The sequence below is a fragment of the Paenibacillus oralis genome (assembly GCF_003863965.1).
Taxonomy (GTDB): Bacteria; Bacillota; Bacilli; order Paenibacillales; family Paenibacillaceae; genus Fontibacillus; species Fontibacillus oralis.
Map to the genome: position 1 here is coordinate 4,729,968 of NZ_RRCN01000001.1, position 21,569 is coordinate 4,751,536.

A 21,569-nucleotide genomic window follows, 5' to 3' on the forward strand; every position below is an offset into this window, starting at 1 on the left:
GGATGGGGGGACATTTTAGGAATGAAGGGCAAAACGATCCTGATTGTTGAGGATGATCCGAAAATACGACAGCTGCTAAAAATATATTTCGAAAAGGAAGGATACGAAATCATGCTTGCGGCGGACGGAACAGAGGGCGTGGCTCTCTTTGAAAAATTCGACCCCTGCTTTGTCATTATGGATCTTATGCTTCCGCATAAAAGCGGGGAAGAGCTTTGTAAGTGGATTCGTTCTGATATGAAGAGCGATACGCCGATTGTGGTGCTGACGGCCAAGGTATCGGAGGAGGAGCGTATTCGGGGATTGCGACTGGGAGCGGACGATTACGTTACTAAACCGTTTAGCCCGCGCGAAGTTGTGGTCAGAGTCGAAACCGTCTTGCGAAGAACAGCCAATCGTTGCAGCAAAATCAGTTATAAAGGATTAACGGTTAAGCCGCATCGAGGAGAAGTCAAGTATAACGGCGAACTCATTCCGCTAACGATGCATGAATTTAAGCTACTATATTTTCTGATGCGGCACCCGAATCAAATCCTGTCAAGAGAACAGATATTGCAGGAACTGTACCCGCAAGAAGAACGTGTTGTCATTGACCGAACCGTTGATGTTCATATCAGCAAGCTTCGAGAAAAGATTGAAGCCCTGCGGGGAGCTCCCCGCTTTATCGAAACGATCAGAGGAATGGGGTATCGATTTGATGCATATTAAGCGATGGATGTTTTGGCGGGAACGTTTGGCAATGAAGCTTATTTTGATAAACGGACTGGTTATTGCAGTTGTCATCTGGCTCGTAGGCGTATCCGTCAAAGATTTCGCTTGCTCGGTTGTAGGACAATATGAATTGGTAGGGAAGGGGGGGAGCGGCTTCTTCAACGAGACAATGGATGTTTTTTTATGGAGAGCAAGTATTTTGGCTATACTATTTGCCGCCATTATTCATTATGTCTTTATCCGAAATGTGCTATCCCCTTTAAAACAGCTCACGAAGTCCACGCAGCTGATGATGGAAGGGTATCATCCTGAACTCGTTCCGCCACAATCTAATGATGAAATTGGCAGGCTTACCCGACATTTCAATGAATTTGCCAAAACATTGCAACGAACGGAAGAAAACCGGAAACGTTTACTTAGCAATATATCTCATGAATTGCGAACTCCCCTGAGTAACTTAAACGGTTATTTGGAGGCGCTATCCAGTGGAGTTTTGGAAGGCAATCGGGAACTGTACCAATCCTTGCTTGAAGAGTCTCAATATCTAACCCGGCTGGTGGAACAGCTTCATGAATTGACGGTTTGGGAGGCGAGAAAGAATAGCAGTATGGTTCTGGAAGAAGTCAACATTCATGAATTGCTGCAACAATCGATCCTGTCCTTTCAACTGGAAAGCGAAAAAAGAGGTATCTTATTGAACGTCTCTATACAGGAGGGGATCATTATTTGTGAGGAGGACGGAATCAAGCAGGTCATGAACAATTTGCTGCAGAATGCGTTCATGTATAGCACGGGAAGGGGGATCAGGGTGACGGGAAAGCGCGAACGGTCTGTGTATCGGATAACGGTTTCCAATCAGGGAGAACCTATTCCGGAGGAAGTGCGCGATTTGGTATTTGAACGTTTTTATCGCGTCGATCCGTCAAGACGCCGGGAACAACACCGATATGGAACAGGACTGGGGCTCTCAATTGTGAAGGAAATCATGGGACGATTCGACGGACAAGTCGGGCTTGATTCGGATGGGACTTTCCATCATTTTTGGGTTCGGTTTCCTCTAAATGAAAAAAAATAAAAAGGGCTTCAGGAAATCCGGTACCCCCAATGGAAGATCCATCTTCGTTTGAGTGTACCGGCTTTTTATGACGTTCTGATACAGAACTACAGCGGTTGGAAGACGTCATATATTTCTTGTTCCGCGTCAGTATATTCAATCACTTCCGTAAGTTCACCTGTAACAATAAGTCGATCCGATCCATCCCAGCTATAGCAACTAACAAGTGTTAATAGCGTTTTATTTTCTACATCTTCAATCACATCCACTCTCTCCGGCATAACAACCTCTTGATGAACCATCGTGTATTTATACACTTTATTTTTATCGGTGATATACATCTCATCCCCTAATTCAACGTACCTTAAAGAGCCGAACATCTTATCGGGATTTCGTGAATTGTGTGCAGCGATGGCATAGTTTCCCTCACCCATGACCTGATCTGGCTTCAGTGTGGCGCTAGCCACTTTCAAATTTTCATTCGTAGCCCCATGTAGAATTGGTAAATTGATACCTGTGCTAGGAATGTAGATGCCGCCGATGACGTTTTCTGTTTGGATCGAGGCCGTTATATCGAAGGCGTCCAAGTTCTCGACTTCCGAAAAATCAAAGTTTCGGGTGATCGTTTCTTCTCTCTGTGTGTTGATTGCGATTACATTTTGCCTGATTCCTTCCGCACCTAAATTTGTTTCATACATTTTCGCCAGATGTCTGGGGATGATCCAATTATTCACGATGGGTTCATATAAAATGAACGCCGCTCCTGTAATGATAAGTACCATAGAGCTTATGGAATACCATCGATTGGCGGTTTTATTTTTGAACACCGAAATCCCTCCCATGTAACTTTTATCTCTAGTTTAAGTTTCGCTTTCGTTTCTTTATGATGGTACATTGAGAATGTTAAGAATCGTTAAAGGTGCAGAAAAAGAATAAATGATTTTGCCTATAGATGACAATGAGCGATGTGTGGTTATTCTCTTTATTAGAACTTAACAAAAGGCCGGTACGATCAAATGAAGATCATTTGGAAGGGGAGACGGAAATGTCATCTCAGTACCGGAGTTTAATCTACGCCATTTTAAACCGAACGTATTTCGACTTAAAAATAAAGGCCAGGAAAGGAGGACGGAATTTCCATAACCGACTCCAAGCACAGACTTTCTTGAATAGCGATTGGTTCGAGACGTTATGTACTGCCATCGATCTTGACCCTTCTTTCGTAAGGAAGGCAATGCTTCTGGCTTCCGCAAACACCTAAAACAACAAAATAATAAAAGAAGGGACATTGCTGTCCCTTCTGCTCGGTATGATATGGTTAGAGGACACTTCCGCCAAATACAAACCGATACTCCCAGTGTTTATCTTCGATGTTGTCGATTCTTACCCCGCCGGATTTTTCGGAATAGGTGTGCAAGATCTTTCCATTCCCCAAGTAGATGCCATTATGGCTAATACGTGCAGCGGATTTATCGATTCCGGAATAATTCGCACGCTTGCTTCCTTTATACGACATAAAGAACATAATGTCTCCCGGCTTCAAATCTCGCCAATCCGTTGAAGTTTTCCCGTTTTTTTTGACATACGTTGCCTGTGTTCTGGAATTGCCGGGAAGGATCAGCTCAGCTCCGTCTTTAAAAGCCTGTCGAACAAAGTCTGAGCAGTCGAAAGTTTGGTGTTGGAACGACTGGAGCCAAATTTGTAAGGCGTGCCCAAATACTTCATTCCGGCTTCAATGACATTTTCGGCCTTGCCGGCGGCCGATTGTTCGGTTTCGTTGGAAGAGGTGTCACTTGCGGATATGTACCGACTTTGGGTTGTGACATAACCGATCTTCCCTTGCCGATCTTGGACTCTGTACCAGTAAGCGTTCTTCTGTTCTAAAATATCTACATGTTCACCTGCCTCCAAGTAACGAATCCGTTCACCGCTCAGAGAAGGCTTGTCCCGAAAATTGACGCTTTTGACGATGATAGCTTGGTTGCTTGCTATCGCATTAGCGTATTGTCCAGTGAATATCGTTCCGGCAATTAGCGTCGGCGCCAACAGAGCGGCAACTAGTTTCTTCTTCATTATTTTTTACTCCTCCTTGATGTGTTTCCGCGATGTACGGGATCGCGGTCATAGTCAAGGCTATCACAGGGGAGGTAGTGGGCCTGGATGCACATTTTTCCAGTTGCTTAATCATTTCTTTAAAATACCGCATTATTGTCTTTTGTGAAGGGGCGGTGGGTTCCATTGCACAATATTCATATCGGTTCATGGGTCTTGAACGGACAACTGATTCTGTATTTAAGTTTTGGAGCAGCCGGCTGGTTGATGTTGCGTTATCGCCTTCGAAATATGACGGAATGCCGGACAATGTTGTCCGTTGTAACCAACGCATTCTGGTTGTGGATCATCATTTGGAAGGCGAGCTTTCTGATTTTTAATCCCGTCGAGGTCATCCAACGGCCTGCTGCACTCCTTTATTTTGATGGAGGAGAGCGTGGGGGATGGATAGCAAGCCTGGTTGCTGCAGTCTATATCTGGATTAGAACTGTAAAGTTGAATATCCCCTTACCATCATGGACTGGTATTTTGACTGTATTTCTATTGTCGGGATGGTCGGCTTACCGGATGATGTTGGTCGTCGTCGGAGCGGAGCCTGCTTGGTTTCACGGGACAAGCGCCCTGTTATCCGCAGCCCTTCTTATCCTTCTCTTGTTTTCTTCGAGAGGCTTGGATTCGCTGAAAGGGGCAGATTATGCTGTTTGGTTCTCCGTTGGGCATGTCATACTTTGGTTTTTGGTTCCTGATCGCCCCATTTGGGTTTTATCTTTCAGCAAGCAGCAGTTGTTTTTTCTTCTTATTGCCACGGGTTTGACCGGATGGGGCTGGTTGAAAGAAATGAAGCTAAGAGGAGGTTTCCATGGATAATATTTCGATTATTGCAGCCTTGGCAGCGGGGGTACTGTCTTTTTTATCCCCGTGTGTATTTCCGCTCATTCCCGCTTACATTTCCCATCTTACCGGCTCATCCGTCCAAGATGGCAAGCTGGCCGTACATAGGGGGAAGATGATGGTGCTATCGCTGTTTTTTATTACCGGCTTTAGCTTCGTATTCATCGCGATGGGGGCATCGGCAAGCTTTATTGGCCGTTTTTTTGCTGAACAACGTGATTTAATCCAAAAAGTAAGCGGTCTTTTGATTATTGTGTTTGGCTTGCAAATGGCCGGAATTTTGAATCTCAGGTTGTTGGCGTCCGGTAAAATATGGGATATTCAATCGAAGAAGAGCCACGGAGCTATTCGTTCGCTGCTTACCGGCGTAGCCTTTGGCGCAGGCTGGAGTCCTTGCATCGGTTTGGCTCTATCATCGATTCTGCTCCTGGCCGGGTCTGCTGAAACGTTGTGGAACGGGGTTGGTCTGCTCACCGTGTATTCGCTGGGTATGGGGTTGCCGTTTCTGTTGATTTCATGGTTGTTGACGTACTCGCTCAAACTGATGAAAAAAATGAATCGATGGATTCCCCTTCTTTCCAAACTGAATGGTTGGCTGCTGATCGGGCTCGGATTTTTGTTGTTTACCGGACAATTGCAGAAAATGAGTGCTTGGCTGGCCCAATATACGTTTTGGGAGATTAATTTTTAACGAGAGGAGACAATTCGGATGAAAAAAAGCATCATTGCTGTACTTGTCTTGATCGGACTCATTGTTTACGGCGCGTATGATTATTTGAAAAAGTCGCCTTCGGAAACTGCACAAACTGTGGAGCCGGTTACTGAGGAATTGGAGACGGGGATTCAGAAGGGGCAATTGGCGCCAGACTTTACGCTTATGGATCTAGAGGGGAACCCGGTCAAACTGTCTGATTTTAAGGGGAAGAGAGTCCTGCTTAATTTTTGGGCGACCTGGTGTCCGCCATGCCGGGTGGAAATGCCCCACATGCAAAAATTTTATGAAGACTATGAGTCGGAGGACGTGGTGATCCTGGGGGTTAACATGACCCTTACCGAGGAAAATCCGGATGGCGTTCAAAACTTTGTGAAGGATGAACAGCTTACGTTTCCCATCGTGTTGGACAAGGAGGGAGACGCTCTGCAAACCTATCAAGTTATTGCTTATCCCACGACTTACCTGCTGGATTCGACAGGAGTGATTCGGGAAAAGTTTATGGGAGCGATTAATTATGAAATCATGGAGAAATATGTTGCTGAAATTGAATAAAAGAGGATAGGTGACTCATCTAGTATTTGGTTGATTTCATGAGGCAAGCAATGCAGAGCTCCGGTGCTCAGTATTCATAATCACTATCCTATGATGGTCTTCAGGATGAATTGATCTGATTTAGTTAGCTCAAAATGGCGATATTCTCAGCCGGTATTTCATTAAAGATACCAAAAGTAGCGCTGTTTATGTAATCAGCGCTTTTGGGTATGACGATTCACCTGAAGGCTAAGTAATTATTAAGTAACTTCAAGTAAACAGGTGTATTGATATTACTATCAAATAAATCATGTGAGCTTTCCCCAAATAATAAATTGTTATCTAGACTTTTCACGTAGGGACGAATGTTCTTCGGAACACACAAAGCAAGCGATTGAACTTAAATATCTTTACATCGTTGAATTGCCCGATAAAATACGGGCAATTCATAAGGCATGGCTGAGCCGCAGAGTATTCGTATATCTGCGTTCACGAATGCTTCAGGTAACCTTTTTTCGTCGAGAACACCACAATCGGTCACGATAACATTATAGTCCTGGTTCAACTCGTTCGTAAAATAGAGATCATGTCCTTCAATTGCATAAGCTTGCCCTTTTTGCTCTGGTTGAAAAAGCTGCACGATGTGCGCTAGATGCTTACTTATATTTGCCTCTACATAACAAGCAGACCCTCCATGTTGGTTTATCCAACACATCAAATTCATCGCGGTCGTTGTCACTCCTACGCGTCTGTCGCTTCCAGCAATGGCAACCTTAATATTTTTACATTCAAAACGGTACTGTTGTTCTTCGTAAGTGGGAGAGTCTTACCTTATGATATCTGCTACGGTTGAGACTGGAGAGATGAATCGCTGCATTCCTTGTTCAGAAAAACACTCTCTAATTTCATCACGCAACGGATCGATTTCATCAGCTGTTACAATATTCGTAATGCTTACATTCGTCAATTGAAGCAGAAGAGGGCTGCTTTCCGGCAGCCCGATCGCAATCACAATAAGACGGATTTCATACATGGTTTGAAACGATAATAGAGCTTGAACTATCTCATCATCAGGTTCAAGAATCGCCTTTCGATCAATGGCTACGGACCGTACATGACTGAAATGCCGCATGTCTTTGACCACAAAAGACAGGAGTGAAAACTGCCCCGTCAGTTTCTTTACCGGCAGATTCTGTTCTTGCTCTATCATATCCAATAAATTGACGTGATCGTTACTGGTCAGATACAAAATCATAGTCAGCCTTCCTTCATAAACAATAAAATCGTCCCCACAATTACAAGAGCGACATAAAGGAAAAGCTCAAGAATCTGTTTCTTTTTGTCCACGCCTTATCGTCCTCCCGCCGTTCCCATATAAGCGAACTTATACTCGGGAATCTCAAAATGAACATGCATTCGTTTGGAAGGGATCGGAGAATTTGTCGGTGTCTATGATTATCGCCGGTTCCAATCTGGGCGTGTTTTCTTCCCCTTATATCATAAATAAAATACCTGAGTTCTTCGGAAAAGACTTGACGATGTTCCCCTTCCTGTTTGCCGGTATCTGCTTTACCGTATTGGCTGCGGGAGCACTGATCTTCTATATGTTCCATAAGAAAAAGGAGGCCGTTGCCCTTTGAATCATTTAAGCACTTTCAGCCTGGTTGATATGACAGTAAATTCCCAAGTAAACCCCCGGCTCATTAATGAACAAGAAAAGATTTATTTCAGTTGGAAAATGCAATCGGATCATGTTGGCATTAAGCAGGCCTCCTACCAAATTGAATTATATAAAAAAACTGAAAATGGCATAACGGCTGTGTGGAATAGTAATCTTGCATACACCAATAACTCCATCAACATTCTCTATGAGGGTGAGCCGCTGGAATGTGAGCAGAAATATTACTGGAAGACAACCGTTCGCGATCAAAATGACAACCCGTGCATATCTGAGGAGCAGTTTTTTATAACCGGCTGCGATTGGTCAGACGCTTTCTGGATCACAACCCGGGAGAAGATGAGCTTGCCCGTATTTACATCAAATATAAAAACAGATACGGCAAAAGAGCTTGAGAACGTAATCCTGTATGCATCATCCCTAGGGGTGTATGACATACAGATTAACGGTACGCCGATTGCCGAGCAAGCCACAGGACAATGGGAGGTCCTCTCGCCTGGATGGAGTGACTACCATCAGTTAATCCATTATCAAGCCTATGATATAACAAGCCTCGCGGCGAGCGGTGAGCTGCTTGTGGAATCGTATCTGGGAAATGGCTGGTTTCTGGGGCAGATCAGTAAAAATTCTTTTTATGAAAACATTTTTAGCGATCAACAAAAGAAACATTGCTTTATTGGGAAAATCGTCTTTCTTTATAAGGATGGCACAAAAGAAGAGCATTGTACCAGCAAGGAAACCTGGAAATATTTTAATGATGATACCGTTATAGAGAATGACTTTTACAACGGAGAAGTGGTTGACTTCACCAAGCAAAATCGCCCCGGCGAATATTTTGATGCGGAATATCCCCTGTTCAGCGAGGATCAAGCAGCTATGAAAAAGCGCCTGCAGCCCAGTAATCGGGCGCTAGTCTTGCTGGAGGCAGAGAAAACGATACAACCGCAGAGCGGATATGTATATTTTGCGGAAGAAGTGACCACGCATAAGAATGCAGATTTGGGAGCGGTTGCTATAACCAAGGTAGATATGACGGAGCCGGTTCGCCTTATTAAGGATCAAATCCTTGTCATCGACTTTGGCCAAAACTGTTCGGCAGTGTTTACGGCATACATGAGTACGGAAAGCGGCAAAACAACGACAGTCCAATTTCATACAGGGGAAATGATCAACGACGGGAAGCGAAATAAAGAAAGCGAGAATGGCGGAAGTGACGGCCCCAGGTATACGGTTTACCGGGAAAATTTAAGCACCCCTATGGGAGGGGAATGTTTATCCAGGGATATTGTTGTATTTAATGATACTTCAGAAATCATGTATAGGCCCAAGTATACGTATCACGGCTTCCGATATCTTGAAATCAAGGCTGATGCTACGCTCATCATTAATCGGATCGTGATGAATCCGATGAGTTCGATCACCAGGCGGCTGGGTTATATCAAAACATCCAATGAACATGTTAATCAGTTGTTTCAAAATACGCTGTGGAGCCAAAAATCCAATTATTTCTCTATTCCTACGGATTGCCCGCAACGGTCGGAAAGAGTGGGGTGGCTGGGCGATGCTCAGATTTTTCTTCCCACTGCCCTATATAACTATGACAGCTTTTCGTTCATTCAGCATTATATCGATGTGATGAACAACAGCAGTACAGACAAGATATACAGCTCCATCATTCCGCAGGCGTTTGTCCCCAGGTTCTCCAATTTATATGCTTCTGGTTGGACAGATGCGGGAATTACCATCCCTTGGAACTTGTACAAATTTACCGGTAATCCATATGATCTGGAGAAATATTATCATCGAATGCACAGCTATATGGAGGATATCGGGGATTTAGACACTGTAGAGACCAACTATGATGAGAATATTTTTGGAGACTGGTTGTCCTTTCAGGGAACTTCGACCATCTTTATGAATTTGATGTACCGGGCCTATTGTGCTGATATAATGAGGGAAATATCCAGGCGACTAGGGAAAGCAGAGAATGAAAGAAGATATTTGCAGTTATTTGAAAAAGTCAAAGCGCATGTGTTATCCGAGTATGTGAGGGATGAAGACGGGAAATTCACGTTATTGACCGCTTCCAGAGACAAGATGACGAAGAGCTACCACGATTATCCGATTGTTGATAATGCGCAAACGGGTCTAACCTGGTTTTTAAAATTAAAGCTATACAAGAATGAAGCTCAGCGAATCAAAGCATTGAACCTGCTTCAGCACAACATTGAAAATATTAATCAATCGTACAGGCCGGGGTATCCCGAAAAGTCATTGGCTGTAGGTTTCCTGGGAGTAGACGTATTGCTGCCTGTCCTTACGGAACATGGAGGCTCTGAAACGGCTTACGATTTATTATTGAGCGAGGAGATGCCTTCGTGGTTGTACTCTGTTAAGCATGGGGCGACTACGATTTGGGAGCGGTGGAATTCGTACTCTACGGAAAACAGCTTCTTCAATGCGCGGATGAATTCCTTTAACCATTATTCTTATGGTTCTGTAATAGAATGGATGTATAAATATATGGCGGGTATTCGTATTAACGCGGCAAATGAAGATTCCCGGTTCATCGAGTTGCGCCCCATGATCGACCGGGGCTGCCAGTATAATACGCAATCCCGAATCAAGGAAGTTGACAGCAGCTATGATTCGATCTACGGACCTATTATTTCCAATTGGCGTTCAGACGGCCAAAAATTGACTCATTATTTTGCAAGTATCCCGGCAAATGCCGAAGCAGTGTTGTATCTGGATATGGGGGCGATCCCGCATAACTCCTGTCAATCCTGTTATGGGGCGGATTTTGCAGGCGTTGAATTGAAAGATAACATTTATTATGCAAAATATATCCTGAAATCAGGCAGTTATGAATTTTTGATGCAGGACCACTCGATTGCGGTAAGCTCCCCAAGATAAAATGATACGGAGGGGATGGAGCATCCCCTCCGTAATCCTTTATAAAGTTCTGAACTGTTTTTTTATAAGGAGGCTTTTCAGTGGATATAGACCAGGTTATTGATGCAAAAAGCTCCGAGTTTGGTTTTGACAAGCTAACTACTTTATCCATTGCAGAGCTTGTATCTCACATTGACAATATAAAAAAACGAAAAAAAAACGCCGCTGAGCAATTTATTGACTGAGGACCGGTTTTTCTCCGGTTACCAAAGCGCGGCATTAAATGTGCACCCTAAGGGTGTGAGCCTGGAAAGCCACTATCACAACTTTGTAGAAATTAATTATGTGTACAAGGGCTGCTGTTATCAGACGATTAACGATAAGGTTGAGATTGTACTGAATGAAGGGGATATACTTTTACTGGATAGTGGTACAGTGCATTCGATAAAGGCAACATCAACCGATGACATTATTCTGAATTGTATGATATCCGAAAGGTATTTTGCCCATTATTTAATAGATAAGGTATCGTCAAACACATTTTTGAATGAGCTGGCCACCAGAATCATGTTTAATTCAAAGAGTACCTATCATATTTTCAGAACGAATAATAATCCATCCCTCAGAGATTATTTTCAGCATTGTGTAAAGGAATATTTCTATCCTTCCATATGCTCCGAGAATGTGATAGATGCCTACATTATGTTAATTTTCTCCGTTTTATGCCGGATTAATTATGAGCAGAACGAGTTGGATAAAAATCATGCCGCAATTCTGGAAATTTTAAACTATATAGAGAAGCATCCAGTTATGTTTCACTACAGGATGTAGCCAAACATTTTCATTTCAGCTCTAATTATTTGAGCGCTTATTTAAAAAAGCATCTTAATAAGACTTATATCGAAATCATTCAAGAGATCCGCTTGAAAAAATCCTATGCCTTGTTAGTGAATACCAGCAAACCGATTGAGAAAATATCATCTGAAGTAGGGTATAGCAACACGTATTATTTTTCTAATTTATTCAAAAAAAAGTATGGGCAAACCCCCAGTTATATTCGAAGGGAAGTAAGACAAAACCCTTAAGTTTAAGGCTATACTAAATAGTGTATAGCAGAAAGCATTCCCTGGAGGTTCGAGTTCGCTTGATGAGGAAGATTTTAAGACAGTGAATTTACGTTTCTTCTCGATTGCTTGTTTTCTTTTGACAAAAAAATGGCACCGAATCATTACGATTCGGTGCCAGACAACAGCCATTGCTGTAGTGTTTTGGATTTACCTTAGCGGCGCTCGACGGCTACGCCTCCAAAGACTCCCCACAGATTTGCGGGATCATTTAAGTATTTATGAGGAAACCCGGGCTCAATCGCGCTTACCGCGTCGAGCCTTTGCAGTTGCTGCTCCGTAAGCTGCAGATCAAGCATATCCAAATTGCTTTCAAGCTGTCCGGCTTTGCTTGCCCCCAGCAAAATGGATGTAACGGACGATTGTGCTCTCAGCCATGCCAATGCAACATGCGCTGCCGGAGCATTCACTTCATCTGCTACTTTTTTGACTTCATCTACAATATTAAATACCCGCTCATTCAGCATACCATGGTTAGCCATCATGGTTACCCGCGAGCTCCAGCCTTCGGATTCCTTGCTGCGCTGCTGCAAATCCTCTCTTGAATATTTTCCGGTCAAAAGGCCATTGGCCAGAGGCGACCAGGCAACAACCCCAAGCCCCATCTCCTGAGCCATTGGAGTGAGCTCTCTTTCCGACGTTCTCTCGATCAGACTGTGTTCATTTTGCAGGGCAACCAGAGGAGACCACCCTCTCAGGTCGGCGATCGTCTGCATCCGCGAAATCTGCCAGGCCGGCGTATCGGATATTCCTACATAAAGCACCTTGCCCGCTCGTACAAGATCATCCATAGCCCGCAGCACTTCCTCAACCGGCGTCGTGTTGTCCCATGAGTGCAGATACAGTAGGTCGATATAATCTGTTTTCATTCGCGACAAACTCGTTTCAACCGAGCGGATCATGCTTTTTCTGTGATTTCCGCCTGCATTCGGGTCGCCTTGATGCGTATTCATCGTATATTTCGTGGCAAGCACGATGCGATTACGTCGCTCGCCCAGAATTTCACCCAACATTTTTTCCGAGCTTCCGTTCGTGTAACCACTGGCCGTATCGACAAAATTTCCGCCCCGGTCGAGATAAATGTCCAGCATGTTCCGGGCTTCATCCGTGCCTGCGCCCCATCCCCAATCCGTACCGAAAGTCATGGTGCCAAGAGCAAGCTCTGAGATGCGTAATCCGCTTTTTCCTAAGAAATAGTATTTCATATATGCCTCCTAAAATTGTGTTTTATTTTCAAAACTCATCGTTCGATACTCCGTTTTATATGAATCACCCCCTTCAAGGAATATCTCTCTGTTTGGCATTAATAAAAATTGAATGTTCATTCATTTTATAGTTAAAAAAAGAAGGACCCTTATGCTCTGATAGCGTCCCAGCTTGCTTGAATCAAGTCCTTCACATTTTTATCATTAAATTCAAATTCTTCTCTAAAATATTGCTTTGCCAGCTCTGTAACAGGAGCATAAATCAAGACTAACAACAGCATGGTGTCGTAATCTTTGAGCAGCTTTTGTTCCTTGCCTTCTTCAATTAATTTATATAATGGTTCGAACATCGAATTGGAATCTACCGGATAGACATTGTCGATAAGCGGAGAATTGCAAAATTGCTCAAAGAAAAGGAATTCATCTTTATGGTTAATAGTGAATTCAATAAAGTTGCTCATCACCAGTTCAAATCTTGCTTTGACCGGCAATGGATGATGGAGCCCCTGGAACATACTCGAACTGATCTTTTGCTCGACATTCAAAAACAGCTTCCTCAGCATATCCTCCTTGTTCTCAAAATAAACATAGATCGTTCCTGGCGATACCTGAGCACGCTTAGCGATTTTTGACATGGAAATTTCGGAAAAACCGATCTCGTTCAAAAGCTGAATGGTTGCCTGAAAAATAGCTTCGTTTTTATTTTTGTCTTTATATCTCATGCCTGAATAATAAATGATCATTCAATTAAAGTCAAATCCGGAATTAACGCTGCCTTCCCTTGTGCGCAATACAATATAGTTCATTCTATATAGGCTAGAAAGTGATACGCGATTGGCCCCCGCCAATAGTTTTTGACTTTGCGTTCAAGAATTGATATGATGCTTTCATGAGCAGACCAAGAGAATTTGATGTCGATCGTGCGCTGTGCCAGTCCATGGAAGTGTTCTGGGCGAAAGGCTTCAAATCGACTTCCTATGAGGATTTGACGCGTACGACGCAAGTGAAGAAGCAAAGTTTATACTGCGTATTCAAGGACAAACGCGATTTGTTTTTAAAAGCGCTGGCGCTGTATCGCGAACGGAGCGTAACCATGCTGGAAGAACTGGCCGCTCAGGAGGCGCCTCCCTTGCAAAAACTGGAGGCCATATGCGAAGCTGCGCTTTATCCGCATGAAGAGGCGATGCGCCGGGGATGTTTTATGGTCAATACCGTGCTGGAATTTGGAGCCGATGACCAGGAGGTCAACCGTGAGGCTGAGTTGATGTCCGATCAGGTCGAGCACATCCTTGAAGAGATCATCCTGAGCGGCCAGGAGCGGCAACTGATTACGACACGCCAGACCAGTAAAGAACTTGCCGCTTTATTGAACAACGTGCTTAATGGCGCGAAGGTTATGGAGAAGTCGGGCGCATCCCGGGAGCGGGTCGATGCGGTGTTAAGTACGGCTTTTACGCTGCTGGCGCCAGAGAATGCTTAATAGAATCAGGAGAGCCTGGGCAAGAATGCCCTCGGCTGCTGTTCGTGGAGTGAATGGCTGGGTTTGCCGGCCTTTCACTCTAATGAAAGAGGCCGTCAACATATGCGTATACATATTTTTTTGCGTTTTTCTTGACTGTGTAGTCAATAATTGACGGCTCTAAAAGCGAGGTGGGGAGGTGGTGCTTAGCGCTTGTGCAGTAAGCAAAATTTTTTGCAAAATTCTTGACTATTGAGTCAGGAAAAGCCAATGATGAAAAACAAAAATAAATTTATTTGGAGGTTTTTATGACTTACTCTCAATCCACCCAAGCTTTGTTTCAACCAGTCACCATCGGGAATTTGGCGCTGCCTAACCGTATCGTAATGGCGCCGATGACCCGGCAATTTGCTTCGAACGGCGTGCCGGGTCAAGATATGGCTGACTACTACCGCCGCCGGGCGGAAAACGGCGTTGGACTGATCGTGACCGGAGGCGCGCTGATCGATCATCCGGATACGTCCCATATGGAGAACGTAACGCAGTTCTTCGGCGAAGCCGCGCTAACCGGTTGGGCTAACGTTGTGGCCGCGGTGCACGAGGCGGGCGGGCGGATCATCCCGCAGATTGCCCATATAGGAGAGCGGGGCCATGTCGGCGATTATTCGGAAACGGAAATCGCAGATATCGTCCAGGCATTCGCGCAGGCGGCATCCGAAGCCAAGCGGATCGGCTTCGACGGCATTGAGATCCATGGCGGGCACGGATTTTTGATCGATCAATTTTTCTGGGAAAAGACCAACCCGCGCACCGATCGCTACGGAGGCGACACCGCCGGACGGACCCGCTTTGCTGTGGAAGTTATCGAGGCCAGCCGCCGCGCTGTCGGCCCGGATTTTCCGATCGGGCTGCGTTTTTCGCAATGGAAGATGAGCGACTACACGGCGAGATTGGCTGAGACGCCGGAAATGCTGGAACAGATCTTGGCGCCCATGTCTGAGGCGGGGGTTGATATGTTTCATCTTTCTACACGCCGTTTCTGGGAACCCGAGTTCGAGGGCTCCGAGCTGAATTTGGCCGGATGGGTCAAAAAGCTGACAGGGAAACCGACGATTACGGTCGGATCGGTTGGCCTGGACGGCGGCTTTGCAAAGCCGGATGGAAAGGAAGCGGGGGCTGAAGCCATCGGCGCGTTGATCGCAAGGCTGGAACGTGGAGAATTCGATCTGGTGGCCGTAGGCCGGGCTTTGTTGGCCGATCCCGCTTGGGCAAGCAAGATTCGCGACGGCCGGTTTGACGAATTGGTCCTCTTTACCCCCGAGGCCGAGCAAACACTGTATTAAGCTCCGCCGGATACTTCATCTCCATATTAAAAGTTGACCCTAACGAGTGCGTTAGGGTTTCTTATAACTCAACTTTCGGAGAGCAAATCAGCTTGAGTCCCTGGGTTGAAGGTGTTCAAAGAATTAAAGGGCGTTGAAAGCTTGAGGATAGGGAAGTGGGGGGGGGGCGGTAGATCAACACTCTCTGTCCGTAGACTTTGCACGATTATCCCGTTTGATCAGGTAGCAGAGAGAAAGACAAGCTCGGGAGAAAAAAATATTTGCGGAGAAGCAGATAGTTTCGAGATAATTTAGACGGGCTTAGGAGAAGAAATCAGGTTTAGAGAAGGTGAAACAGACCGGACAAGAGATCAAGTTTGGAGATCAGGACAGGAGCTCAAGACAGGAGATCAAGGACCATTAAGTTGATCTGCATCAAACTCCCCCTACCGTTACAGCGTGTCGATCAGGCCGCAGCCGCAAGGGGCTGGTTCGGTTGGCGTGCGATCAGCTTGCGGTAAGGGATCGCCGGAATCGCCACACACATGCGCAGCAACTTCTGCCGCATCGTTTCTTCCGCTCCGGACAGGCGCAGCCGGCGGCGTACGGTGTACTCGTTCAGGTAAGCCTGCAGATGCTTCAGTCCCAAAGCTCCATACGTACTCTTCAGCGATTCCCACGCTTCCCTCACCACTCTCCGCAAGGGCGCATACAGCCGAAAGGCCAGAGGGAACAACTGCACCGCCGATGTACGGACATCCACATGCTTGTTGATGAACGCGGTTAGATCGTGACGGTCTGCCCTTTTTTCACTTCCCCGCTTATACGGCACCAGGCGGATTTTGACCTGCTCCGGCTCGCCCGACTCCGTGACCGTGCAGCCGGCTACGACCGCCGAGGCGTACGGATGCGTAAGCTGACACCGGGACGGATTACGCCCATACTGATCGCTGTTCACCTTCACGTCTCCAGAGAGCAGTTCCCGGGCATCGAACTCCCCCACGGCGTGGCGTATTTTGTGCAGCAGTAACCAGGCGGTTTTGTAGGCGACTCGGATTACCTTGCTCAGCCGCAGCGCCGAGATGCCGCCCGGGAGCAGGAACAAATCCAGGGCCTCAAACCACTTGAGTAGGGGCAAATGCGTTCCTTCAAAAATCGTGCCGACCAAAGGCGATGCTTGATGCTTACACTTTCCGCACTCGAATAAGGGGATATGCCGGGAGGTCAGGCGACTGCACCGGGGGTGAGCACAGCGCGGGCAGACAAAGCCGTTTGGCCACTTCATCGCGATCAGCGCCTCCATGCAGTCCTGCTCGCTGTTAAAACGGCTGCTGAATGGCTGAAGTTCCGTTCCCGCATTGATCTCCATGATTGCTCGCCCCCGAATCAAGAATATACGAACATAAGTTCCATATATTTCATTATACCAAACATACGTTCTCTTATCAAGGCGAAAATTCACCTGAACCGCCTCGTTTTTTCCCATCTCTTTTTCTTCTTTCTTTTTTTGGAACCCTTGCCCTAGCACCCCTGTTCCCTGAGCGAAAGGAATAATCGTGCAAAGGTAGGCGGCAGGCAGGGACACCAAGACACGAACGCTTTAGACAGTCCCTTTAGGCAACCCCCTCACCTGGCGTCGATTTGTGACACTGCTCGAAACGGCCACGGTGCAAAAGATAGATACGCTGACCCCGCCAGATCGTGACGCTTCTACATCGTTGACGCTTTCCTCAATGAAGCAGCCCAAAAAGCCGGGAAGACACTGTCCGCCTCTGATTCAGCGTCAACTCCGGCAATGGATTGCTGGTTTATCCAGCTACATCAAGGCTTGTCTGCCGATTTTTTGCTGCGAAAGTTGAGTTATTACATCTGAAAAATGGCTCGATCTGCAAATCGGCGCTTGACAGCCGGCTACTTGACAACCGTTCCCCCGGATTTCAGAGAATAGCGGCACTTTTTATTTTTGTACTTATTATCCGAGCCATAACATGTTTAATTCCATTAGCGGCGTCCGCTGAAGTTTCCCAGTAGGCAACCTTATCACAAAATAGCTTGGTTTGACCCTGTTATGAATTTCCTGTATTTTCATAGGGATGATCTTTTATAAATCCAGCGAATGCAGGGGGACGACACATGGGGAGAGCGGGAGGCAATGCGATGTGGATGGCCTCCATTCCGCTGATTGCCTGGAAGAAGCTGGACAGCGGCGGACCTGCCGTTCAAGAAGAACTGGTCGGGTTGGCGAACGAGTGGCTGCAGGACAACGATGAAGCGGAGGTCGACGAGATCGCCAAAGACATGTTTGTTAAGCTCATGGAACTCAGCAGCATCAGCGTGTATCCGGAAGGGGCATTCGAAATATTCTTTAATGACGGCGATATGTTTTGGGAACATTCGATCATAGTGCGGGGCCATTGCGACGGCACGTTCGAGTCGGCTGAAATAGCCGGGTAATGCCACATCCCAACCGGTCATCACCATGAAAATACAGCCCAGCCAGCTTTAATAAATCTAAAGACCGTTGACAATGATTCAGGTATCCATGTCAACGGTCTTGTTTGCGTAATACGAAAACGGAAGGTCTTGGGCGTTACTGACTTATCACGGAGCTAACCGCATTTTTCCAGCCGGAATAATTGCTTTCCCGGAGTTGCTCGTTCATGACGGGCTGGAAGGTCTCGTAAAACTCCTTATCTGCGGCGATCTGCTGCAAATCGGGCCACAAACCGATCGCCATGCCGCCGAGATATACGGAACCCATGGCCGATAATTCGGGACATGTGGAACGCGTCACCGCATGGCCGAGAATATCGGCTTGAAATTGCATCAGCCAAGGGTTGGACGATGCGCCGCCGTCCGTACGCAGTCCGCGTAGCGGCATGACGGATCTCTCCTCCATAAACTCCACGGCGTCGCGCACCTGATAAGCGATGCTTTCCAGCGCGGCGCGAAGGATATGGGCCTTGCCCGTTCCCCGGTTCATGCCGACAATGGCCGCCCGTGCGGAAGGGTCCCAGTAGGGGACGCCCAAGCCGACAAATGCGGGGATGAGGTAAACGCCTTCATTGGACGAAAGCCCATTGATCAACTGCTGCATTTCCTCAAAGGTCGAAAATAATCCCAGATTGTCCCGTGCCCACTTGATGCTGTCTCCTGACGAACGGATGACCGCTTCCAGGGCATACGTAACCTTTCCTCCGGCTCCCCAGGCTATGGCTGTGACCAGCCCCGGGCCGCCGTCAACAGGCTCATCCCCTACGTTCATCAGGACCGAGGTTCCCGTGCCATACGTCGCTTTCGCCGTTCCGGGCTCGAAGCACAAATGGCCAAACAACGCGCCTTGCGAGTCGCCGATAATGCCGGCGATCGGAACGGGAAGGGCAAAGAGGCTGTCGTCGCCGGTATAACCGACGATCGCATCCGATGCTTTTACCTCGGGGAGCAGAGAAGCAGGCACCCCGAACAAAGCGGTCATTTCCTCATCCCATTGCAAAGTGTGAATGTTGAACAGGGACGTGCGGCTGGCGTTGGTGTAATCGGTAGCGTGCACTTTGCCGCCGGTCAGCTTCCATACCAGCCAACTGTCCATGGTACCCGCAAGCAGCCTGCCTTCATGCAATAGGAGGGGGACTTCCTCCACATGGTCAAGTATCCATTTAAATTTGGCCGCGGAGAAATAGGGGTCCAGCAGGAGCCCGGTTTTGGAGCGAACCCGTTCTTCGTGGCCTTGGTCCTTCAGCCGCTCGCAAGTCTCGGCCGTTCTTTGGCACTGCCAGACGATCGCGTTGTAGACCGGACGCCCGGTGACGCTGTCCCACATCACGGCGGTTTCGCGCTGATTTGTAACGGTCAGGACCGCGAGTTCCGCGGCGGTAACATTAGTTTGCCGCAGAACCTCGCGAATGCAGGCTTTTACGTTCTCGTAAATTTCCAGCGGATCGTGTTCCACCCAACCGGGACGGGGATAGATTTGTTTGTGCTCCAAAGAGGAACGGGCGGTCACTACCCCCTGCCGGTCGACCAATAAAGCTTTTGTACCCGAGGTGCTTTGGTCCACCGCCAAAATATATTTTTGCTTCGCTTCCATCGGCCTCACCTTATCTTTTGCTAATCAATTCAAGCGCAACTTGTTTAATGTTGTCCCCGGTGATGCCATAGTGCCGGAACACTTCGGCCGTCTTGCCGGCAATCGCCGGTTCGTCGGGAATGCCGAGCACCTTCATCGGAACGGGGTGGTTCTGCACGACGACTTCGGCGACGGCTGCGCCAAGCCCACCGTAGACGCTGTGCTCTTCAACCGTGATGATCGCTCCTGTTTCTTTAGCTGCCGCAATAATCGCTGCTTCATCCAGCGGTTTGATGGTGTGCATATTGAGCACGCGGCAGGAGACGCCTTCCGCGGCCAGCGCTGCGGCGGCGTCCAAGGCGACGCGCACCGTTTCCCCGGCGGCGATGATCGTGACGTCCTTGCCGTCTTTCATGGTTACGGCCTTACCGATTTCAAATGGATAGTCGTCGGACTCATATACATCCTCGACCGGGTTGCGGCCGATGCGGACGTAAACGCCGCCGTCGTAGTTCACCAACGCTTCGGTCAGTTTTTTCGTTTCGTGGCGGTCGGAGGGAAGCACGATGGCCAGCCCCGGAATGGCCCGGGCAACGGCGATGTCCTGCACCGAATGATGGGACATGCCCAGCGCGCCGTAGCTGATGCCGCCGCTGATCCCGATCAGCTTGACGTTGGTGCGGGAGTAGGCGACGTCGACCTTGACTTGTTCAATGCTGCGCATGCTGAGGAAGCAGGCCGGTGAAGTGACGAACGGCTTTTTGCCACTGTGGGCCAGACCGGCCGCCATGCCAACGATATTTTGCTCGGCAATGCCGACTTCAACAAACTGTTCGGGATAGGTGTTTGCAAAAGGGGCCATGTTCGCCGAGCCGCGGGAATCGCTCGCGAGCACCATAATATCGCGGTCTTCTTTGGCCAGTTCCAGCAGTGTCTCGCAAATCACCTGACGATTCGGAATTGTGTTCATCATTCATGCACCGTTCCTTTCTGCGTTAATTCTTCGATGTGCGCCTTAAGCTCGGCATGAGCCAAGCGAAGCTGTTCGTCATTTGGCACGTGGTGATGCCATGCCGGTACGTTTTCCGCAAAGGAAACGCCTTTACCCTTGACCGTATTGGCCATGACGAGGGTCGGCTTGCCCGTGACTTCGGGAGCGGAACGCAGCGTGCGAACGAGCTCATCCATATCGTTGCCGTCGATGGAAACAACGTGCCAGCCGAAGGCGGCCCATTTTTCTTCCAAAGGCTCAAGCCCCATGACGTCCTCGGTGGAACCGCTGATCTGCAGCCGGTTGCGGTCGATGATCCCGATGAGGTTATCCAGCTTGTAATGGGCCCCGGCCATGGCCGCTTCCCAGTTCGAACCCTCGGCCTGTTCACCGTCGCCCATCAGGCAGAATACGCGGTAGGAGCGTCCGTCCCGTTTGGCGGCAAGCGCCATGCCGACCGAAATCGGCAAGCCATGGCCCAAAGCCCCGGTATTCATTTCGATGCCCGGCACTTTATTGTTGGGGTGGCCGATCAGGCGCGTGCCGAATTGGCTGTAGGTTAGCAGTTCTTCTTTCGGGAAAAAGCCGAGATCGGCCAAAATGCACCAGAGTGATTCCACGGAATGGCCTTTGCTGGCGATAAAACGGTCGCGTTCTTCCCATTTCGGATTTGCCGGGTCGATTTTCATAATTTCATAATAAAGGGCGGTCAAAATGTCGGTGTTGCTGAGCGATCCGCCGGTATGGCCGGTTTTGGCCCGGTGAATGATGGTCAGAAGGTCCATCCGGATTTGTGCGGCTTTGATTTTCAGTTCTTGAATGTTCATGGTTTCCTCATGTCCTCCTTGAAATGGATTGTCCGGCGCTTTCGTACA

At 47.5% G+C, this 21,569-nt stretch carries 22 protein-coding genes and 2 pseudogenes; 13 read left to right on the forward strand and 11 right to left on the reverse strand.

The annotated features are described in order from the left end of the window. The first annotated feature begins 21 nt into the window (after positions 1–21). The gene (locus EHV15_RS21090; protein WP_128632932.1) at positions 22–708 is read left to right on the forward strand and encodes a response regulator transcription factor; all 687 of its coding nucleotides are present in this window, start codon (positions 22–24) and stop codon (positions 706–708) included. Further along, positions 698–1,786 carry a sensor histidine kinase gene (locus EHV15_RS21095; protein ID WP_246061952.1) on the forward strand — a complete coding sequence of 363 codons (1,089 nt, stop codon included), beginning with the start codon at positions 698–700 and terminating at the stop codon, positions 1,784–1,786. Before EHV15_RS21090 ends, EHV15_RS21095 begins: the two co-directional genes overlap by 11 nt. A gap of 86 nt (positions 1,787–1,872) precedes the next feature. Here the strand turns inward: EHV15_RS21095 and EHV15_RS21100 are convergent, their stop codons facing one another. The 3 genes from EHV15_RS21100 to EHV15_RS38075 form a co-directional block, all read right to left on the reverse strand. Beyond that, the gene (locus EHV15_RS21100; RefSeq protein WP_178075921.1) at positions 1,873–2,592 is read right to left on the reverse strand and encodes a class A sortase; all 720 of its coding nucleotides are present in this window, start codon (positions 2,590–2,592) and stop codon (positions 1,873–1,875) included. A gap of 491 nt (positions 2,593–3,083) precedes the next feature. Continuing rightward, positions 3,084–3,464 carry a C40 family peptidase gene (locus tag EHV15_RS38070; RefSeq protein ID WP_342774088.1) on the reverse strand — a complete coding sequence of 127 codons (381 nt, stop codon included), beginning with the start codon at positions 3,462–3,464 and terminating at the stop codon, positions 3,084–3,086. Further along, the gene (locus EHV15_RS38075) at positions 3,383–3,838 is read right to left on the reverse strand and encodes an SH3 domain-containing protein (protein WP_342774026.1); all 456 of its coding nucleotides are present in this window, start codon (positions 3,836–3,838) and stop codon (positions 3,383–3,385) included. The genes EHV15_RS38070 and EHV15_RS38075 overlap by 82 nt, the downstream gene beginning before the upstream one ends. 165 nt (positions 3,839–4,003) lie before the next feature. Between EHV15_RS38075 and EHV15_RS21110 the strand changes: the two genes are divergently transcribed. From EHV15_RS21110 to EHV15_RS21120, 3 genes are read left to right on the forward strand one after another with little or no spacing between them, the layout of a single operon-like run. Beyond that, positions 4,004–4,684: a hypothetical protein gene (locus tag EHV15_RS21110; protein ID WP_128632935.1), complete on the forward strand. Its 681-nt coding sequence runs from the start codon at positions 4,004–4,006 to the stop codon at positions 4,682–4,684. Continuing rightward, positions 4,677–5,399, forward strand: a complete 723-nt coding sequence (locus tag EHV15_RS21115; RefSeq protein WP_128632936.1) for a cytochrome c biogenesis CcdA family protein — start codon at positions 4,677–4,679, stop codon at positions 5,397–5,399. Before EHV15_RS21110 ends, EHV15_RS21115 begins: the two co-directional genes overlap by 8 nt. An 18-nt stretch (positions 5,400–5,417) precedes the next feature. Next, positions 5,418–5,975 carry a TlpA family protein disulfide reductase gene (locus tag EHV15_RS21120; protein ID WP_128632937.1) on the forward strand — a complete coding sequence of 186 codons (558 nt, stop codon included), beginning with the start codon at positions 5,418–5,420 and terminating at the stop codon, positions 5,973–5,975. A 379-nt stretch (positions 5,976–6,354) separates the two neighbouring features. On the opposite strand, the gene EHV15_RS37495 is transcribed toward EHV15_RS21120, so the two are convergent. Together EHV15_RS37495 and EHV15_RS21130 are read right to left on the reverse strand one after the other, a co-directional pair. Continuing rightward, on the reverse strand, positions 6,355–6,678 hold the full coding sequence (locus tag EHV15_RS37495; protein WP_246061719.1) for a hypothetical protein: 324 nt from the start codon (positions 6,676–6,678) through the stop codon (positions 6,355–6,357). 102 nt (positions 6,679–6,780) lie between these two features. Next, positions 6,781–7,209, reverse strand: a complete 429-nt coding sequence (locus EHV15_RS21130) for a hypothetical protein (RefSeq protein WP_128632938.1) — start codon at positions 7,207–7,209, stop codon at positions 6,781–6,783. Positions 7,210–7,399: 190 nt separating this feature from the next. Between EHV15_RS21130 and EHV15_RS21135 the strand changes: the two genes are divergently transcribed. The 5 genes and pseudogenes from EHV15_RS21135 to EHV15_RS38385 form a co-directional block, all read left to right on the forward strand. Continuing rightward, positions 7,400–7,594 carry a hypothetical protein gene (locus EHV15_RS21135; protein ID WP_128632940.1) on the forward strand — a complete coding sequence of 65 codons (195 nt, stop codon included), beginning with the start codon at positions 7,400–7,402 and terminating at the stop codon, positions 7,592–7,594. Continuing rightward, positions 7,591–10,548, forward strand: a complete 2,958-nt coding sequence (locus tag EHV15_RS21140) for a family 78 glycoside hydrolase catalytic domain (RefSeq protein ID WP_128632941.1) — start codon at positions 7,591–7,593, stop codon at positions 10,546–10,548. The genes EHV15_RS21135 and EHV15_RS21140 overlap by 4 nt, the downstream gene beginning before the upstream one ends. 80 nt (positions 10,549–10,628) lie before the next feature. Then, positions 10,629–10,772, forward strand: coding sequence for a hypothetical protein (locus EHV15_RS36600; RefSeq protein WP_178075922.1), 144 nt, complete (start codon positions 10,629–10,631; stop codon positions 10,770–10,772). Positions 10,773–10,812: 40 nt separating this feature from the next. Beyond that, positions 10,813–11,358: a cupin domain-containing protein gene (locus EHV15_RS38380; RefSeq protein ID WP_425464483.1), complete on the forward strand. Its 546-nt coding sequence runs from the start codon at positions 10,813–10,815 to the stop codon at positions 11,356–11,358. An 11-nt stretch (positions 11,359–11,369) separates the two neighbouring features. Next, positions 11,370–11,612 (forward strand): annotated as a pseudogene (locus EHV15_RS38385) (helix-turn-helix domain-containing protein); the annotation flags it as partial. 194 nt (positions 11,613–11,806) lie between these two features. Here EHV15_RS38385 and EHV15_RS21155 read toward each other — a convergent pair. Continuing rightward, positions 11,807–12,856, reverse strand: coding sequence for an aldo/keto reductase (locus EHV15_RS21155; protein ID WP_128632944.1), 1,050 nt, complete (start codon positions 12,854–12,856; stop codon positions 11,807–11,809). Positions 12,857–13,005: 149 nt separating this feature from the next. Next, on the reverse strand, positions 13,006–13,599 hold the full coding sequence (locus tag EHV15_RS21160) for a TetR/AcrR family transcriptional regulator (RefSeq protein ID WP_128632945.1): 594 nt from the start codon (positions 13,597–13,599) through the stop codon (positions 13,006–13,008). Positions 13,600–13,745: 146 nt separating this feature from the next. On the opposite strand from EHV15_RS21160, the gene EHV15_RS21165 reads away from it, so the two are divergent. Next, positions 13,746–14,336, forward strand: coding sequence for a TetR/AcrR family transcriptional regulator (locus tag EHV15_RS21165; protein ID WP_128632947.1), 591 nt, complete (start codon positions 13,746–13,748; stop codon positions 14,334–14,336). A gap of 287 nt (positions 14,337–14,623) precedes the next feature. After that, a complete protein-coding gene (locus EHV15_RS21170; RefSeq protein ID WP_128632949.1) occupies positions 14,624–15,658 on the forward strand; it encodes an NADH:flavin oxidoreductase in 1,035 nt (344 codons plus the stop codon). A gap of 445 nt (positions 15,659–16,103) precedes the next feature. Here the strand turns inward: EHV15_RS21170 and EHV15_RS21175 are convergent, their stop codons facing one another. Next, entirely contained in the window at positions 16,104–17,006 is a 903-nt protein-coding gene (locus tag EHV15_RS21175) for a transposase (RefSeq protein WP_128632951.1), read from the reverse strand. An 854-nt stretch (positions 17,007–17,860) separates the two neighbouring features. Between EHV15_RS21175 and EHV15_RS21185 the strand changes: the two are divergent. Further along, positions 17,861–18,091: pseudogene (locus tag EHV15_RS21185) on the forward strand (DUF2262 domain-containing protein); the annotation flags it as partial. 136 nt (positions 18,092–18,227) lie between these two features. On the opposite strand, the gene glpK reads toward EHV15_RS21185, so the two are convergent. Genes glpK through EHV15_RS21200 form a run of 3 tightly spaced genes read right to left on the reverse strand, consistent with a single transcriptional unit; the run spans position 18,228 to position 21,521 of the window. Next, on the reverse strand, positions 18,228–19,724 hold the full coding sequence (gene glpK, locus EHV15_RS21190; protein ID WP_128632952.1) for a glycerol kinase GlpK: 1,497 nt from the start codon (positions 19,722–19,724) through the stop codon (positions 18,228–18,230). Between the two features lie 10 nt (positions 19,725–19,734). Further along, on the reverse strand, positions 19,735–20,673 hold the full coding sequence (locus EHV15_RS21195; RefSeq protein ID WP_128635459.1) for a transketolase family protein: 939 nt from the start codon (positions 20,671–20,673) through the stop codon (positions 19,735–19,737). After that, positions 20,673–21,521, reverse strand: coding sequence for a transketolase (locus tag EHV15_RS21200; protein ID WP_128632954.1), 849 nt, complete (start codon positions 21,519–21,521; stop codon positions 20,673–20,675). The genes EHV15_RS21195 and EHV15_RS21200 overlap by 1 nt, the downstream gene beginning before the upstream one ends. Positions 21,522–21,569: the final 48 nt, after the last annotated feature.

What these genes read in the sequence shown, in the direction of transcription:
- EHV15_RS21090 (WP_128632932.1), top strand. Translation starts at nt 22, where the DNA reads ATGAAGGGCAAAACGATCCTGATTGTTGAGGATGATCCGAAAATACGA.
- EHV15_RS21095 (WP_246061952.1), top strand. Translation starts at nt 698, where the DNA reads ATGCATATTAAGCGATGGATGTTTTGGCGGGAACGTTTGGCAATGAAG.
- EHV15_RS38075 (WP_342774026.1), bottom strand. Translation starts at nt 3,838, where the DNA reads ATGAAGAAGAAACTAGTTGCCGCTCTGTTGGCGCCGACGCTAATTGCC.
- EHV15_RS21115 (WP_128632936.1), top strand. Translation starts at nt 4,677, where the DNA reads ATGGATAATATTTCGATTATTGCAGCCTTGGCAGCGGGGGTACTGTCT.
- EHV15_RS21120 (WP_128632937.1), top strand. Translation starts at nt 5,418, where the DNA reads ATGAAAAAAAGCATCATTGCTGTACTTGTCTTGATCGGACTCATTGTT.
- EHV15_RS37495 (WP_246061719.1), bottom strand. Translation starts at nt 6,678, where the DNA reads ATGAATTTGATGTGTTGGATAAACCAACATGGAGGGTCTGCTTGTTAT.
- EHV15_RS21130 (WP_128632938.1), bottom strand. Translation starts at nt 7,209, where the DNA reads ATGATTTTGTATCTGACCAGTAACGATCACGTCAATTTATTGGATATG.
- EHV15_RS21155 (WP_128632944.1), bottom strand. Translation starts at nt 12,856, where the DNA reads ATGAAATACTATTTCTTAGGAAAAAGCGGATTACGCATCTCAGAGCTT.
- EHV15_RS21160 (WP_128632945.1), bottom strand. Translation starts at nt 13,599, where the DNA reads ATGATCATTTATTATTCAGGCATGAGATATAAAGACAAAAATAAAAAC.
- EHV15_RS21165 (WP_128632947.1), top strand. Translation starts at nt 13,746, where the DNA reads ATGAGCAGACCAAGAGAATTTGATGTCGATCGTGCGCTGTGCCAGTCC.
- EHV15_RS21170 (WP_128632949.1), top strand. Translation starts at nt 14,624, where the DNA reads ATGACTTACTCTCAATCCACCCAAGCTTTGTTTCAACCAGTCACCATC.
- EHV15_RS21175 (WP_128632951.1), bottom strand. Translation starts at nt 17,006, where the DNA reads ATGGAGATCAATGCGGGAACGGAACTTCAGCCATTCAGCAGCCGTTTT.
- glpK (WP_128632952.1), bottom strand. Translation starts at nt 19,724, where the DNA reads ATGGAAGCGAAGCAAAAATATATTTTGGCGGTGGACCAAAGCACCTCG.
- EHV15_RS21195 (WP_128635459.1), bottom strand. Translation starts at nt 20,673, where the DNA reads ATGAACACAATTCCGAATCGTCAGGTGATTTGCGAGACACTGCTGGAA.
- EHV15_RS21200 (WP_128632954.1), bottom strand. Translation starts at nt 21,521, where the DNA reads ATGAACATTCAAGAACTGAAAATCAAAGCCGCACAAATCCGGATGGAC.